Below are 15435 nucleotides of genomic sequence, written 5' to 3'. Positions count from 1 at the left end.
CGGCTCGCAATGTCTCAGACGTCCCGGAGGGCTGCGATTTCCTGGGGTGTGTTGGCGTTGAACCAGCAACGCCTCAGCGAGCTTGGGGGTTCGAAGGTCGCAACCCGGGAGTCCCGAGCGAGACGTTGCAGCGCGTGTTCCCCGGCCGCGGCGGCGGTCTCGAGCAAGCCTCGAGCCTCCGACTCGTAGAGGGCAAGCAACGGCTCGACGAACCCATCGAATGACGGGAACACCACCCATGTGCCAACTTTTCGCCTGCTGACCAGCCACCGAATTGCCTCCGGCCGCAGTAGCGGCAGGTCACACGGTGCCACCAGCCAAGCCGCCTGAGGCTCAAACCGCATGGCGCCGAGAATCCCCGCCATCGGACCTCGGCAGCCGTCGGCATCGGCTCTTCTTCGCAGGCCCTCGAGAGCCGCTGGAATCGGACCGGCGCCAAGCAAGACGACCTCGTCGACCTCTCCGGAAAGCGCGTGGACGACTTGCTCGATCATCGTCATTCCGCCGATCTCGACGCACTGCTTCGGTCGACCCATCCGCCGGCTCCGCCCTCCGACCAGCACGCCGCCGAGCAACCGGGCGGCCATCTCAGGCCGCCTCGGCCACCGAATGCTCCGCGTCCTCGGGCCGCTCCGACTCCTGGAGAATCGGAATCGCGACCTTGCACAGCAGGGTGAAGACCAGGAATCCGGCTGCGAAAATGCCAGCGCCGACACGCACCTCGACCAGCGTCGGCACGTATTCGTAGAACTCACCCAGGGTGTCGGGAGTCATACCCGGGATCACCAGCGCCATACCCTTTTCGATGTACACGCCGGCATAGATCAGGAGACAGCCGATGTTGAGGGTCACCAGATTGTGGCGGGTGACCGGAAAGAGAAAGAGCAGGAAGGCGACCACACTCGCGATCAGGGAGGCCCAGGCAAAGGGCACCAGGGCGTTATGCCCCTGGACGCCGCTGAAGAGGTACTGGCTGTGGATCAGGTGTTGGGTCGCCGAGTAGTACTCGCGGAAGATCTCGGCACCGAAGAGGAAGAGGTTGAGGAACATGGCATAGGCCATAAGCTCGGCAATCTTCCAGATCGCCTCGTCCTTGATCTCGATCGAGGTCGTCCTGCGCAGGACCTGGAACAGAATCAGGAGAATGGCCGGTCCCGAGCAGAACGCCGAGGTGAGGAACCGCGGCGCCAGAATGGCGGAGTTCCAGAACGGCCGCGCGGCCACTCCCGCGTATACGAACGCAGTGACGGTGTGGATTCCGACAGCGGCCGGAATCGAAAAGAGGAGCAGCGGCACCACCAGTCGCGAGTTGTAGGGTCGGCGGAAAAAGGCCGTGTAGAGCAGATGCCCAACGATGACCAGGTTGAGAATCAGGTAGAGATTGAGGACGAGCACGTCCCAGCCGAGAATCGAAGACGGCAGGTTGAGGCTGCCAACGAAGGGCATCAAGTGCCACGCCCTGTCCGGACGACCGATATCCACCAGCACGAAGAGCATGCACATGACGATCGAAGAGATGGCTAGCAATTCGCCGAAAATGGCGATCTCCTTGATCGGCTTCCAGTTGTAAATGTAGGCGGGAATGACCAACATTACCGCGGCGGCCGCGACCCCGACCAGGAAGGTGAAGTTGCCGATGTAGAACGCCCATGACACCTGGTCGCGCATGTTCGTGGCGATGAGCCCTTCGGTGACCTGCCGCCACCATGCGGTCGCACCCCAGGCAGTGAGCAGCCCGAGGGCAACCAACCACGCGTAGTACAGCCGGCCACCGCGAAAAGCGAGGCGGGCCGAGCCGACGACAAAAGAAAAGACATCTTTGAGCATGGCTAGGTCGCGTAAAAGTAGTAAAACCGCGGTTGAGTATTCAGCTCTTCCTTGAGCACGAAGACCCGCTTTTCCCGCAGCAGGTAGTACATCTCTGATTCCTTATCGAGCAAATTGCCGAACTTGCGCGCTCCGACCGGGCAGATCTCGACGCAGGCCGGGTACCTCCCTTTGCGGGTGCGGTGGAGGCAGAACGTGCACTTTTCGACAACTCCCCTGGGTCGTGGCCGGTTGCCGAGATAGTGGGTCCTCGGATTGATCTCCTGGGACGGAATTTTTGGCTCCGACCAGTTGAAGTGACGCGCGCCATAGGGGCAGGCCGACATACAGCAGCGGCAGCCGATACACCAATCGTAATCTATGACTACGATCCCGTCGGGATCCTGCCAGGTCGCCTTGACCGGGCAGACCTTGACGCAGGCGGGGTTGCGGCACTGTTGACAGGCGACCGGCAGGTAGAACGCGTCGGGCTCCGGAACCTCCGGCGGTTCGTAATAGGCGGTCGACTCGGTGAAGTCGATGCCCCTTTCCTTCTCCATGCGCAGCACCCGGATCCAGTGGATCTGGGGATCTCGGGACTGGTTGTTCTCGTGCACGCATGCGTAGACGCAGCGCCGGCAACCGACACAGCGAGCGATGTCGAGGCCGTACGCGAACTCGACTCCGTCCAGCGCGGGAGTGTCTTCGACCGACACCTCGCGGCCGTAACGCTCGCTGTATTCCTGCTCGAGCCGATCGAGGATCTCGGCCTTGCGTTCCGGACTGAGCTCGGCAAACCGCTCGCGCAGCAACCGTTCGACAAAGCCGGGCGCAGCGCCTGCGACGGACGCCGACACTGCCGCCATCGCAGTCAGACCGGTACCGACCAGGAGCGAGCGACGGTCGATGGACTGCTCGAGTCCGGAGGTCGCATGTCTTGGGACCCGCTCTCCGTCACTCATCATGGACCTCCTCCGCCCCGGCACGTAAATACTGCGGACGTACCGGTGGTGGCAAGGGTTCGATCGCCTGAAATCGAGGCGCATGGGGGTTGTGGCAGTGGGCGCAGAGGAGGTACGACTTGGCACCGTTCCAGTAACCCTCACGGCGTCCGTGAATGCCCTCGCGCCAGTCGCGGTAGATCGTGCCGTGGCACTGACCGCAGAGTCGATACGACTCGTCGAATCCGATCAAAGTCCCGTTGGCAAGGCGCAGACTGTCCCGGTCGTCCGGGTTGTGACAGTCGAAGCACCAGCGGTCGGCCGGTCCGTGGTCGAGCTGGATGTCGTCGTGCATTTCCTCGAGCTCACGGCGCTCCCGGTTGACCTCCATTTCGCCGTGGCAGTCGGAGCACGGAAAGTAGTCCTCGTAGGCCAATGGCCGCCGCACGCGATAGACGCCCTCGGCGTCGGCCGCGCCGCCCTCGACGACCTCGGGCAAGAGTTCTCGGTCGAACTCGATCTCAGGAAAATCTGCCGGTGAGTATGCCTCGGTTCCACCCGCATCCGAGGCGACGTGACCGGTCCCACCGCGCATGATGGCAAAGAGGGTCAAGAGGGCGAGCGAAACAAAGACGATCAGAAGCACCGCGAGCGAAGCCGAACCCGGCAAAAGGCGACTGTCCTTGAGGTCGTTCTGGCGCTGCCGATCGACCATTCTCGCCTTCCTATCTTCCGACCTTCTCGAGGTTCGGTATTAGCTTACTACCAACCAGCATGGTTTCACCAGCCTCTGGAATCGTTGACCTCGGTCAAGGATGATCGCACATTGAACCCTATCATCGACGATCGAAACCGCTGGCCGCACAAGGGGGGGTTCGAATTCGACCGGCGACGCCGGGACCCCATGGCCGTTCTGTCTCAGAACACCGCCGTCAAATTGAAGCAGAGCGAGGTTTGGCGCAATTCGACCTTGAGCTTCTCGCCACTCGTGTTCTTGTCATAGAGCACGTCGGCGCCCGACAACCCCACCCCGGCTCCGAAATGACGGCTGAAGTACCAGGTCAGGTTAAAAAAGGTCCAAAAAATTCTGCCGTTGTGTTCGCCAATCTCGAGGTCGATGAACGACGCGCGGATCTCCAAAACAATGTTTGGTCTGAAAGCCTGATTGATGAAAAAACCGATCGCAGGAACTGGAGCCAGTACACCAACGCTGTCCTTCCGAAACCTGGTTTCGTCGGGATTGTCTTGGAAAGTCACCTGGCCCTCGATTGCCAGATCGTACTTGTAGATGGCCATCCCTCCGGTTACTCCGGCTTCAGTCTTGTTATGGTTGATGAAACTGTACTGGTACTCGACAGACCCCACCTGATTGACGAATGAGCTGTGCAGGTCCCCGACGAACGTGAGGTCCAGAATCGGGACCGAGGCCTCGACCTGTGCCGAGGCGTCGCGGTCGAAGTTTCCATACTGCAGATGTAGAGTGTGCCTGCCGTTCTTCGAAAACCTCCACATGCCCTCGAAACCGAAGGTTGCGATCTGCTCATCGAAACCAAGGATATCCTCGAGATCGATCAGCGCACCGAGATTGCGCCCGGCGGCGACCTGGGAGTTGATATTCACCACACCGGCCAACAAACGAAACGACAACCGATCGTCGAGAAGGCGGGTATCTCGCTCCCGATCCTGGTCATCCGCAAACGCAGCCCATGACATTGAAAAGAGAAGAAGTATCAGAAACGTCAGGACCGAACGTTGATGATGCATCGACCCCTCCACTGCGCACATCTGTTTCTGCACTTCCGAGCCTAGCACCTCCCCACACGGAATGGTGCGCCGGATTGGCGTCAAAGATTTCAACGATGATGACCCCATCGCCGTTGTGCACGAGCCTTGCCGCGGCGCTATCGGCTACTATGGAGGGTGCGGTTCAGGGAACAAAATTCTGGCCGCTCGAAATCTGACGTGTACCTCTCAGGACTGACGCACCGTGACCGTTTGTTCGATGTCGCCACCAGATGGCTTGCTGACCGTCTCGAGCCGTCAGATGGCCGCGTTCTGACCGAAATATTTACCTTCGAGCGTTCGATTACCGCCCCCACGGTGCGTCGTTTCGTGGCCGATCTATGCCGCACCTGCCATCGCGGCGATCTCTACATGGAACGCATCAGCAACAAGGACGACGTCCGTGCAGCCATCGTCGCCGCCGCATCGCACCCCTCCACCCGTGTCGCCGAGCTCATCGATTGGTACCGACAGCTGCCGGAGGAGTTCTTTCCTCGAACTCCGGTTCGCATGAGCCTGGTGACGCTTCGCAACGGCAAACTGACAGCCATCGTTCGTCGCAAGCGAATCCGTAGAGTTGCCGACAAGGTTTCGCGGCGGATTGCCGATCAGCTCACCGGTGAAATCGCGGCGGTCGCTCGAGGCCTGGCCGGAAGCCGGCCCCGTCATCAAATCACCGGAGTTGACCGCGAGATCGCCCCACCGAGCACGCCGACAGCGGTCGGTGGCGCGGCCGAACGCCTGGTCGCCGATCGTATCCGATCGGGGCGGATCACGCTCGACCCGGAGAAAAATCGGGTTGACGATGTCATCGGCGTCAAGATCATCGGCACCCCGCAAGAACTCGAAAAGATTGAGGCGGCACTCGACAAACTCGAGTACACCTTCGCTTCGGAGCGCGAGGTGCACAACGGAAGCTACGAGGGAATTCACTACTTGGTTGATCTCGAGCTCCCATCCAACGACGTGATCCGGGCCAGCATGGCCCACATCGACTGGTCCTTTGCTTCCGGCAGGGGTCTTGAAATCGGGAGCCTGGAAGACAGCTTCAACGCATACATCGAGAGTTGTCGCCGTACCTTCAGGATCGAGCTTATCCTCACCACTTTCGATGACCTGGTGGAGTCCGAGTTTGGGCTCAGCATTCACGAGCAGAGAATTCTCGAGCAACGAGATCTCGCCGAAGAGTTCGGTCGCATCGCCCGCAACGCCTCGTCGATTATCGAGTACATGCTCCGGCTTGCGACCTCCCCGACTGTTCAGATCGACCACATCCCGTTCAAGATCTGGGGACGATACATCCGCGACACCCTGGACTACGCCATCGAAGGGCTGGGCGGCGATGTGCCCGCGGAATGGCTGGTACCAGAGGAGCATCTCGAGCTCCTCATGCCGCTTTAGGGTGTGTGCAGTGTCGAGGTTGCGCTGGTGTTATCCTCAACACAGGTGACCAAAATAAGGCGAGGGAGTTCCGCGGCACGTGTCGGTGCGACGTTGATCGTGGGACTGATCTGTCTGTCCAGTGCCGATCGGCTCTGCGCGGCTGATCGCACGACGTTCGTCGGCGTGGCGCTGGACCAAGAAACGCGAGAAGCGGATCGCAGGCTGAGAAACTACCTCGAGCGAAGCGCCGCCATGAGCTTCGCGCCCGAGGAGCTGGAATACCGGCAGGTCATCGAGCGACTCGTGAGCTGGGACACCGCCGACGGCGTCGTCGTAGCGCGCACCACGCCGTATGTGCAGGTGGTTGCGGAAATGCTCGGCGCCGAGCTCGAGATCCTCGCAACCTACGTCAGCCAGGCCACCGCACGAACGACCTACCACTCGTACTTCGTCGCCCGACGGGACGACCTCCCCGCCAATCCGACCCCGGCCGATGTGATCTCCTTCGTATCCGAATCCCCCGATCTCATTCACTTCACATTCCACAGCCTGTTCTCGACATCGAGCTTTTTTCTCCCGTCGCTCCACTTCCGCATCAACCGGGTCTTCCACATGCCGGAGCCCACCGAATCGTTGGCGGCCATCGCGCTCGATCCCTCCGAGAGCAACAGCAGCAGCGATCTCGTACGGGCGGTGGCATCCGGCGATGCTGACCTGGCAGCCGTGTGGGACGGAACAAAAGCACGTTTTTCTGACAACGACCCGATCGGTCGCGAGGTGGTGTTCGTGCAGCTGCCCTCGACGATACCAAACGACCTGCTGGTGTGTTCGCGATCCGCGCCGGCCGAGCTCAAGGAGAAAATCCGCACTGCGGTTCGCGAGATGTCCGACGATGAAATCTCAGTCGGCGACTTCACGCGTTGGGTCGACATCACTGATGCATCGGACGCACGAGCCGCCCTCGCCCATCTCAGATGGCTGGCTCGCGAGCAGACAACGCCGGTGACGGTGGATGTTCGACAGGGGCGCGGGTCATCATCCGGAACCGCGGCTATGGCGAGAGCCGCCCGCCATGCGGTGCGACTCTCGGGAACGGAGCTCGTTCTCTTCGACGGAGATTTCTACGAACACATCGACACGGTATGGACTTTGGACGAAATTCACGACGGAGCGGCACGTTTGACGAGCTCGATCCCCGGTACGGGAATTGAAGATCAGGTCTTTCCAATCAGCTTCCGCGACGTTGACGACCTGACAGGGAGAATCGTGGATATCGTCCAGCGACGAATCCACCGTATCCGCTACGTGTGGCCCTACAGCGGCAACCAGCCGATCGTGATACGAGATACGACCCTCACCATGCCCACGGGCCAAAAGGTGCCGGTGCAACGTATCACCTGGATCGACCCTGATCGGAACAGATTCCGCGCCGGGCCGATCTTCGAGGTCGGGGTGAGGACATCGAACCCGTTCATCCATGAGCTCAAGGCGGACGATTTTCGACGCGCCGGAGACGTTCCCGCCGATCTCGACCCGATGTCGAACATCTCGTACCGCGTCTACCAGCTCCGAATCTTGCCACCCAACACGTGGTTTCGAATCGCTACCGGCGCGCTGATCGTGCTGCTGGCGTTGGCTGCCATTGCGGCCGTCATGGCGGTTCGACGATCAACCGCAGAAGACCTCGCCGATCAGGAGACTCTCCTCACGTGACGGCCGAAGATCGGTCACACCCCGTTGCCGGAGACATGCTCGCACATTACAGAGTGATCAAACGCCTCGCGAGTGGCGGCATGGGAGAGATCTACAGCGCCGAAGACACGCGCCTCGGCCGCCGCGTCGCCCTCAAAGTCCTGCCTGCCGACACGGTAGCCGACCCGGAACGTCTCCTGCGGTTCCAAACAGAGGCGCGAGCGGTCGCGGCGATAAATCACCCCAATATCGTCACCATCCACGGGGTCGAAAGTGACCGAGGCACGCATTTCATCGTCATGGAACTGGTCGAAGGGCGCACCCTGAGCAAGCTGGTTTCTGCGGGCGGACTCCCGTTGCCCGAGTTTTTCCATATTGCCGAGCAGTTGACCGAAGCGGTTGCAGTCGCCCATCAGAACGGTATCTCTCACCGCGACCTCAAGCCCGATAACGTGATGGTGACCACTTCTGGTCACGTCAAAGTGCTCGATTTCGGTCTCGCGAAGCTGAGAGATGAAACCGATCAGGTGATATCCGAAAGAACCCCTTCGGACACCTTCGATCGCGAACCTTCACCTGTCTTGACCGAGGAAGGCGCAGTGCTCGGAACGGTACCCTACATGTCGCCCGAGCACGTCACCGGGCGTGGTGTCGATCACCGTTCCGACATCTTTTCGCTCGGGATTATCCTGTACGAGATGCTGACCGGAGAGCGCCCGTTCCAGGGCTTGACCACCGCGTCGGTGATGTCTGCCATTATTCGAGCCTCGACAGAACCAATCACTCGAAAACGCCGCGAGGTCCCACGGTCGGTCGAACTCGCAATAGAGGGCTGCCTCGAAAAGGACCCCTCCCACCGGACACAGCGGGTTTCGACCCTGAACGAGCAGCTGCGCAACGCTCGCCTCGAACTCCCTTCCTCACCCGTGAGCTCCGGCGAAAGCCTCGAGAAGTCCGTCTCTCGGCAGCCCTCGCAACTGACTCGCAACTTTGACCGCGTGTGGTCGATGGCACGCGGGCACCGCCTGCCACTTGTGTTGTTTGGCACGGTATTTCTCGTGAACTTCCTCGAGACGTCGGTCGAAACGACCTTGCGGGACCGCCACGGCGTCGGCCGCGAGCTCGGATTCCAGCTCGCGCGAGCCGCTCACTGGTTCGAAGGATCGGGCACTTCCGAGGCCTACGATACCGCTTCGCCGGTCGTGGTTTACGGGTACTCGATCGCCTACTTTTTCGTCATGTTCTTTCTGATCATCATCACTGGTTGGGCGCTCGCACGCATCCGTGATCGGGAGCCGTTCCGAATCTTCGCACTCGCGGTGACCGCCGATTACCTTGTGAGTCTGCCCTTCTTCCTCTTCTTTCCGGTTCCGGAGAAATGGGCCTACCCGGAATCCGGCGCCGTTCTTTTGTCGGATCTCTGGGCGCCGGGATTGATCGAGTTTTTCCGTCCCATTTCCGGGCTCGACAACTGCTTCCCGAGCTACCACGTCTCCCTGACGACCGTGACAGTCATTATGGCCTTTGTCTACCGTCTTAGATTCCGCTGGGTTGCTCTCTGGCTCGGCGCACTCATCATCCTTTCGACATCGGTTTTGGGTATCCACTGGCTGACCGACATCGCGGCGGGTCTGGCAGCGGGTGTTCTGGCATTTGGCACCGCGCGCCTGGTCAACAGGTCAGCGCTGGTGCATCATTGATTCACCAGTGAAATCACGCGCCGTGTCGGCTGGGCTCAACCCTTGACGACAGCAACCGGGCGGAGGCGCGCCACCTTTTTGGCGATACCTGCGCCGGCAACTGCTTCGACCACCGCGTCAACGTCCTTATACGCCTGCGGCGCCTCCTCCGCGAGTCCGGGCAACGAACCGGCCCGTACCCTGATGCCGCGTTCCTCGAGCTCGCGCCGGAGTTCCCCGCCGTTGATCGATCGTTTGGCCTTGCGCCGGCTCATCGTGCGGCCAGCGCCGTGACAGCAGGATCCGAGGGAACGCTCCATGCTCTGAGCCGTGCCGACCAGCACCCACGAAGCGGTACCCATCGAACCCGGGACAAGGACCGGCTGACCGATCCGGCGGTACTCCGGCGGAAGTCCTTCGAATCCCGGCCCGAACGCGCGGGTCGCTCCCTTGCGGTGGACACAAACCCGGCGTCGCACACCGTCGATCACGTGCTCCTCGGTTTTGCCCATGTTGTGGGCGATGTCGTAGACCTGGTAAAGGTGGACATTTCGTACCCGGCTGCGAAGGACCTCGGCGAAGGCATCGCGGGCCAGGTTTGCGAGGACCTGGCGGTTGGCGAAGGCATAATTTGCAGCCGCACGCATCGCCCCCTCGTACGCCTTGCCCTCCGGCGAGTCGAGAGGTGCGCACACCAGCTCCCGGTCCGGCAACCGGATGTCGTAGAGCCGCACCACCTTCTGGAAGCGCTTGACGTAGTCAGTGCAGACCTGGTGACCGAGCCCGCGCGAACCGCAGTGGATCATCACCGTCAGACAGCCTTCCGACAGGCCCATGACCCGCGCCGCTTCGGTGTCGAAGACCTCGTCCACGACCTCGACCTCGATGAAATGATTCCCGGCACCGAGGGTGCCCATCTGCGGACGCCCACGTTCTCGTGCGCGCGAACTCAGCTTGTTGAAATCAGCACCATCGAGGCGTCCACCTTCCTCGGTACGCGCAACATCCGTTTCTGTTCCGAAGCCCTCCCTGCGCGCCCATTCGCCGCCTTCGCGACACGCCCTTTCGAGCTCGTGCTCGTCGAGCCGCAGCAACCCGCCTTTACCGACCCCGCTCGGACATGCGGCGTCGAGGGCAGCAACCAGATCATGCATCACGTCCTCGGCCTCGGCACGTTCCACCCGTGATGCGAGCAGCCGGACCCCGCAGTTGATGTCGTAGCCGATCGCGCCCGGTGATATGACCCCGTTCGGCAGCTCCGTGGCCGCCACGCCGCCAATCGGAAAACCGTAACCCTGGTGAACGTCGGGCATCACCAAGACCTCACCAACCACTCCGGGCAGGGTCGTCGCGTTGACCGCCTGCTCGAGCGATGCGTCGCTTCCGATCGCTTCGCACAGCTCGCGACTCGCGAAAAGCCTCACCGGTACCCGCATATCGGATCGTACCGACGCAGGGATCACCCACTCGTAGGGACCGGTTCGCTTGAGATCACGCAGCTCGACCATGCCTTCGGGCCATCTTCCTAAACATCGAAGATAATGCGAGTCTTCAGGTTTCGCTCGATTTCCAGGATTTCGAGATTGTGGAACGTCACCGCCTTGATCTCCCTTTCCCGCGAGACGATAGACCCGCCCTCGAGCCGTGCCAACAGGTTTTCTTCCACCAGAGCGAACAGGAAACCGTCGAACGCGAGATCTTCAGACTCGGCGATGAAGAGCAGCTCCTCGAGAAACGACACCAGGAGCTGCTCCCAGTCGTCACATGAGATTTCGAGCTGCCGATGACACCGATCGTCCTCAGAAACCACCAAACCCATCAAACCGTACATGCCGCGTGCAGCTTCCTCGATCAGCGCAGGCATGTCCGGAGCCCACACCTCAAGCTCCCAGTCGGCGGTGTGCTCGACCTCACGATGGCCTCGCTCGGGAGAATTCACCGCTCAAGGGTAGCAGCTCATCCTAAGATCTTCAGAAAAATCGATTGAAATCAAACACTTATCGCGCCGCTCATTGAAGCTTGCTTGACCGTGATCGAGCGCACCGTCTGCGCGGGGAAAACGGCTTCCGAGACCGCGCACCCGGTATGGAGTCACTCTCCCTCGGCGGCGTACTTCGAAAGGTAGTCGACGATCCCGTCTTGCGACTCCTCGATGCCCTCGTCGCCATCGTTCCAGTTGGCGGGGCATACGTCACCCCGAAGCTCGTGGAATCGCAATGCGTCGAGCAGTCGCAAGGCCTCGTCGACGTTTCTGCCGAGCGGCAGATCGTTGACCAAAGCGTGGCGAACGATTCCCTCTCGATCGATCAGAAAGAGACCTCGCAGCGCGACCTCGTCGTCGAGAAGCACACCATAGCTGCGGGCAATGTCCTTGCTCAGGTCCGCCACCAGTGGAAAGCGAATCGGGCCGATGCCACCGTTGTCGACCGAGGTGCGCTTCCACGCCGCATGGGTGAAGTGGGAATCGACCGAAACCCCGACGACCTCCGCGTCGCGGCTGTGAAAATCCTCGAGTGCCTCGTCGAAGGCCAGGATCTCGGTCGGACACACGAAGGTGAAATCCAGCGGATAGAAAAACAGAATCACATAGGTGCCGCGGAGCGATGACAGCCTGAAATCTTCGTCGAAGCTGTTGTCGGCAAGGACCGCAGTCGCGGTGAAATCCGGCGCCTGCTTGGTGACCAGGAACGACATGCTCATCTCCTCCAAATGGCGACGCCGCCGCACCAACGGCACGGCGGCACCACACGGTTCTCCGTCGTCAGATTCCCGAGGGGAACCCTCAGCCGTCAGTCATTCTGCGGATTGTCCGACTCGTCGACGCAAATCATCTTGAGTTGGTCTTCGGTCGGATTGTCGAGCCGGTTGTACGCATCCACGGGGCACAGATAGGTGCGCCCCGAAGCGCCTCGCACCCACTTCACACCCAGGCTCTTCTTGAACTCGACGTCTGCTTCGTGGATTTCGGTCATGGTGTCCTCCTCTTTGTTTTGTTGGGTTGATATTCCCTCGAATATTCTAAACCATCTCAGGTTGACTCACCCTTTGTTCGCTTCTCCATGTCGGCCCTGACTTGCGCCATGTCGAGACCTTCCGCTGTCGAGATGGCCTGATCGATCTCGTCTGCGTTCAAGTAGCCCGGCTGCCGCAGCAGCAGCAAACCATCTCGAAAAAGAACTGTCGTCGGTATATGGCTCACCTTCAATTTCTTCGCGAGATCACTCTGGTCGTGCGTGTTCAACTTCGCAAACGTGTGCGATGCGTGCCGCTCGGACGCAGCCTCGAAGGTCGGAGCGTAATCCTTGCACGCCGCGCACCAAGGCGCCCAGCAATCGATGAGCGCGATGCCCTCGGACATCACGCAAGCATCAAAATTCGACTCGACGAGCTCAACCAGCATTCAACCTCCCTGCGAAGATCGACCGGACAACTGATCGAAATCACGAGTTATTCCGAGAAGATCCAATCGTAGGGTACGGCTCATTCGGCGCAGCGACCGTGACGATGCCCAGGTAACCGTCGACCGTCAATCGGTCACCGGTGGCGACCATTACGGTGATGTCGGGGACTCCGGTAACGCACGGCAGACCGTACTCGCGGGCGATGATCGCGCCGTGGATCAACATGCCGCCCCGGCGCTCGACGACTGCGCTTGCCATCGGTACGACAAAGGTCATGTTTGGATCGACCGCATCACACACCAACACCTCTCCAGCCTGAAACTCGAAGAGATCGTCGACATCGTCGATGACCCGTGCGGTAGCGGTTGCCACACCGGGACCCGCCGGCTGGCCGACCAATTGGCGGGGTCGAGCGCGAAAACCCGGCTCCACAGTCTGCGCCTTGTACGCAGATACCGGCTCGACGACACGATTGGGATGGCGAAGCGCACGCACCACACCCTCCACGTCAATCGCCTCGGCAACCTTGTCCTGTCGGTCGCCAACCCGGCGGCGGCCTTCTTCGACCGCAGCCAGAAGCAGGCCTTCAAGTCGGGCAAGATGAATGTTGTCGTCATCGCGAAGCTGATAGCTGACCCGGGCGATATCCAGCAGCTCGCGTGCCAGCTCCTTTTGATCGCCTTTAACACGGTTGATGAATGCCTCGGTACGGTGTTCGATATCGACAACAGAAGCCGGTTCCGCTGCTGTAGTGTTCGCCATCGCCAGAATGAGATGCGCAACACGCGCGCGATCCCCGAAGCACGGCCGGTCAGCGAAGACCGTGCCACCGTACTCGCGCTGAAACTCCTCGAGATCGCGCTCGAATTCTTCACTGACCGGCTCGCCGCGTTCGAGCCGTGAGCGCATCTGCGCATCGTCACGCACTGCCGAAGCCAGCCGGGCGAGCTCGGCGTTTCGCCGAATGCTGAGCATCGGTGTTGCGGCAAGCAGCTCCATGAACTCGTAGGGATCACTCGGCCGCACAACATCGTTGTAGAACTGCCCAAACATTCGTATACCGTGTGCGAGCGGAATGAACTCCCGCCAGTAGACATCGACCCACCGGTCGTGGATCACCTTCCGGTTTTCGATCTCATCGGCCAGTTTGCCGGCATCGAGCTGGCCGAGATCGCCCATTGCGAGCTCTTCCGCCTCCTTATCCATTGCCGGCAAAAGCTCGTACTCGACGCGATGGCGGAGCCCGCGGAGGTTCTCGAGGCTCCGGGTCAGGCTGAGGTACCAGGCACGATTGTCCCCCTCAGCGGCTTGCGACGTCGTCACTGGCCGAGATTGCAGCAGGACCAGCCGCCCGTTAGCTATGGTCCACTCGACGTCCTGTGGTGCACCGAAAAGCGATTCCAGGGTGAGGGTCGCGTCGAACACCTGCGACAGGTTCTTTGGGTCGAGCGGAGGCGAGGCAGCCAGCTCCGGCGGTACCTGCTCGATCTCGGTTTGCGCACCGCGGGCCACAAGGCGTCGCCGCGATTCCGGCGCTGTGTGCGAGGTCGCTTTGCCCGACGCCCGGTCGAGGATCCATCGATCCGGTTCGATCGAGCCATCCACCAGGCCCTGGTTGAGGCCGTAAACCGATTCCACCACCGCCAGCTCCGGTTCAGTGGGGTGGATGCCGAACGCAATCCCGGAGACGGTTCCCTCGACGAGCTCCTGGATGACCACCGCCATCGAACTCGTGTCGACATCCATCCCGAGCTCGCGGCGATAGAGCAGAGCTCGATCGCTCCACAGGGAAGCCCACACTCCTCGTATCGCCTCGACCGTCGCGTCGACGCCACGTATCCCGACAAAGCTTTCGTGCAAACCGGCAAACGAAGCGTTCGCGGAATCCTCGCCGGGCGCCGACGATCGCACTGCGAGGGCGGTATCCCGGAGCTTGTCGGTCAGGCGTGTGTTGACCGCCGCAAGAATTTCGTCCGGCACCGACGCTCTCGAGAAACGATTGCGGATGCGCAGCGCGACGTCCCAGATCTCTTCCCATCGCATGTCGGAAAAGCTCTTGCGTCCGAGCTCCTGGTGGACGACCGCCCGCAGAGACGCCCGTTCGACGAACAGATCGTACGCTTCGGTTGTCAGGCACCACGTTATCGGGATCGGATGACCACTTCGTTGCAGGGCGGCAAGCACGACCGCTTTGCCACCAACCCGCTCACCATCAGAGGCGTTGATTTTCTCGAGGCCTACGATCAGATCCATCAGTCGATGTGAAGCTCGATCACGTGCTGAAAATGCGTCACCACCATGTAGGTTGTCACGCGGAGGCGCAGCCGCACGCAGCTCGGTGAGGCGACGAAACCCTCGAGGTGGGGCAGCTTGGCCAGGAATACGCGATCGAACTCGACCAGCTCGGATTCCGTGACCTCTTCGACAACGCCGACTGCGGTCGCGGCTGCAGCCTCGGTGAAATCGGCCGGTTGGTTGGTGCGGGTGTCGATCAATATCGACGCTCGCGAATCGGCAGCGAGATTCGCGTGCTTGCGGGTTGCGCGACCGGTCGCGAACAGCAGATGTTTGAGGTCGCCGGTGGCCGCGAATCCGACCAGGCTGGTGTAGGGCTCTCCGTCATGATGCGTGCCGAGGACCCCGAGCAGCTGGTTCTCCAGCATCTCGCGCAGGATCTCCATGTGACTCCGATCTTCGCTCATGCTCCTGGTCACCCTTCGCCCAGCATTATAGGGACGAAATAGGCATGAA

15 protein-coding genes are annotated in these 15435 nt (G+C 60.9%); 3 read left to right on the top strand and 12 right to left on the bottom strand.

The window, feature by feature from the left end; all coding sequences use genetic code 11:
- Positions 1-14: 14 nt before the first annotated feature.
- From LJE93_16555 to LJE93_16535, 5 genes are all read right to left on the bottom strand, one after another.
- Complete coding sequence (locus LJE93_16555) at positions 15-587, bottom strand: molybdenum cofactor guanylyltransferase (GenBank protein MCG6950525.1); 573 nt, start codon at positions 585-587, stop codon at positions 15-17.
- 1 nt (position 588) lies between these two features.
- The gene (nrfD, locus tag LJE93_16550; protein MCG6950524.1) at positions 589-1827 is read right to left on the bottom strand and encodes a polysulfide reductase NrfD; all 1239 of its coding nucleotides are present in this window, start codon (positions 1825-1827) and stop codon (positions 589-591) included.
- Between the two features lie 2 nt (positions 1828-1829).
- Positions 1830-2771 (bottom strand): 4Fe-4S dicluster domain-containing protein, encoded by a 942-nt coding sequence (locus tag LJE93_16545; protein MCG6950523.1) that lies wholly within the window; start codon positions 2769-2771, stop codon positions 1830-1832.
- Positions 2761-3462 (bottom strand): hypothetical protein, encoded by a 702-nt coding sequence (locus LJE93_16540; GenBank protein MCG6950522.1) that lies wholly within the window; start codon positions 3460-3462, stop codon positions 2761-2763. Before LJE93_16540 ends, LJE93_16545 begins: the two co-directional genes overlap by 11 nt.
- Before the next feature lie 203 nt (positions 3463-3665).
- Positions 3666-4511, bottom strand: coding sequence for a hypothetical protein (locus LJE93_16535; GenBank protein MCG6950521.1), 846 nt, complete (start codon positions 4509-4511; stop codon positions 3666-3668).
- Positions 4512-4709: 198 nt separating this feature from the next.
- Between LJE93_16535 and LJE93_16530 the strand changes: the two genes are divergently transcribed.
- From LJE93_16530 to LJE93_16520, 3 genes are read left to right on the top strand one after another with little or no spacing between them, the layout of a single operon-like run.
- Complete coding sequence (locus tag LJE93_16530) at positions 4710-5930, top strand: hypothetical protein (protein MCG6950520.1); 1221 nt, start codon at positions 4710-4712, stop codon at positions 5928-5930.
- Between the two features lie 45 nt (positions 5931-5975).
- The gene (locus tag LJE93_16525; protein ID MCG6950519.1) at positions 5976-7625 is read left to right on the top strand and encodes a phosphate/phosphite/phosphonate ABC transporter substrate-binding protein; all 1650 of its coding nucleotides are present in this window, start codon (positions 5976-5978) and stop codon (positions 7623-7625) included.
- Entirely contained in the window at positions 7622-9304 is a 1683-nt protein-coding gene (locus LJE93_16520; protein ID MCG6950518.1) for a protein kinase, read from the top strand. The genes LJE93_16525 and LJE93_16520 overlap by 4 nt, the downstream gene beginning before the upstream one ends.
- A 35-nt stretch (positions 9305-9339) precedes the next feature.
- Here LJE93_16520 and LJE93_16515 read toward each other — a convergent pair whose 3' ends face one another.
- The 7 genes from LJE93_16515 to LJE93_16485 all read right to left on the bottom strand — a co-directional run bounded on the left by LJE93_16515 (position 9340) and on the right by LJE93_16485 (position 15398).
- Positions 9340-10719, bottom strand: a complete 1380-nt coding sequence (locus tag LJE93_16515; GenBank protein ID MCG6950517.1) for an RtcB family protein — start codon at positions 10717-10719, stop codon at positions 9340-9342.
- A gap of 89 nt (positions 10720-10808) precedes the next feature.
- Positions 10809-11222 (bottom strand): archease, encoded by a 414-nt coding sequence (locus LJE93_16510; GenBank protein ID MCG6950516.1) that lies wholly within the window; start codon positions 11220-11222, stop codon positions 10809-10811.
- A gap of 152 nt (positions 11223-11374) precedes the next feature.
- A complete protein-coding gene (locus tag LJE93_16505; GenBank protein ID MCG6950515.1) occupies positions 11375-11983 on the bottom strand; it encodes a peroxiredoxin in 609 nt (202 codons plus the stop codon).
- Between the two features lie 89 nt (positions 11984-12072).
- Complete coding sequence (locus tag LJE93_16500) at positions 12073-12255, bottom strand: hypothetical protein (protein ID MCG6950514.1); 183 nt, start codon at positions 12253-12255, stop codon at positions 12073-12075.
- Between the two features lie 56 nt (positions 12256-12311).
- Positions 12312-12683: a thioredoxin family protein gene (locus LJE93_16495; protein MCG6950513.1), complete on the bottom strand. Its 372-nt coding sequence runs from the start codon at positions 12681-12683 to the stop codon at positions 12312-12314.
- Positions 12684-12723: 40 nt separating this feature from the next.
- Entirely contained in the window at positions 12724-14937 is a 2214-nt protein-coding gene (locus LJE93_16490) for a hypothetical protein (protein ID MCG6950512.1), read from the bottom strand.
- Entirely contained in the window at positions 14937-15398 is a 462-nt protein-coding gene (locus LJE93_16485; GenBank protein ID MCG6950511.1) for a pyridoxamine 5'-phosphate oxidase family protein, read from the bottom strand. Before LJE93_16485 ends, LJE93_16490 begins: the two co-directional genes overlap by 1 nt.
- Positions 15399-15435: the final 37 nt, after the last annotated feature.

It is taken from the genome of Acidobacteriota bacterium, assembly GCA_022340665.1.
Lineage (GTDB): Bacteria > Acidobacteriota > Thermoanaerobaculia > Thermoanaerobaculales > Sulfomarinibacteraceae > Sulfomarinibacter.
Note: the sequence above shows the minus strand (reverse complement) of the source record. Positions and strands in the feature narration are given on the sequence as shown.

Excerpts from the sequence above, each read along its gene's own strand:
- LJE93_16555 (MCG6950525.1), bottom strand. The coding sequence starts at position 587 with ATGGCCGCCCGGTTGCTCGGCGGCGTGCTGGTCGGAGGGCGGAGCCGG.
- nrfD (MCG6950524.1), bottom strand. The coding sequence starts at position 1,827 with ATGCTCAAAGATGTCTTTTCTTTTGTCGTCGGCTCGGCCCGCCTCGCT.
- LJE93_16545 (MCG6950523.1), bottom strand. The coding sequence starts at position 2,771 with ATGATGAGTGACGGAGAGCGGGTCCCAAGACATGCGACCTCCGGACTC.
- LJE93_16540 (MCG6950522.1), bottom strand. The coding sequence starts at position 3,462 with ATGGTCGATCGGCAGCGCCAGAACGACCTCAAGGACAGTCGCCTTTTG.
- LJE93_16535 (MCG6950521.1), bottom strand. The coding sequence starts at position 4,511 with ATGCATCATCAACGTTCGGTCCTGACGTTTCTGATACTTCTTCTCTTT.
- LJE93_16515 (MCG6950517.1), bottom strand. The coding sequence starts at position 10,719 with ATGCGGGTACCGGTGAGGCTTTTCGCGAGTCGCGAGCTGTGCGAAGCG.
- LJE93_16505 (MCG6950515.1), bottom strand. The coding sequence starts at position 11,983 with ATGAGCATGTCGTTCCTGGTCACCAAGCAGGCGCCGGATTTCACCGCG.
- LJE93_16500 (MCG6950514.1), bottom strand. The coding sequence starts at position 12,255 with ATGACCGAAATCCACGAAGCAGACGTCGAGTTCAAGAAGAGCCTGGGT.
- LJE93_16495 (MCG6950513.1), bottom strand. The coding sequence starts at position 12,683 with ATGCTGGTTGAGCTCGTCGAGTCGAATTTTGATGCTTGCGTGATGTCC.
- LJE93_16490 (MCG6950512.1), bottom strand. The coding sequence starts at position 14,937 with ATGGATCTGATCGTAGGCCTCGAGAAAATCAACGCCTCTGATGGTGAG.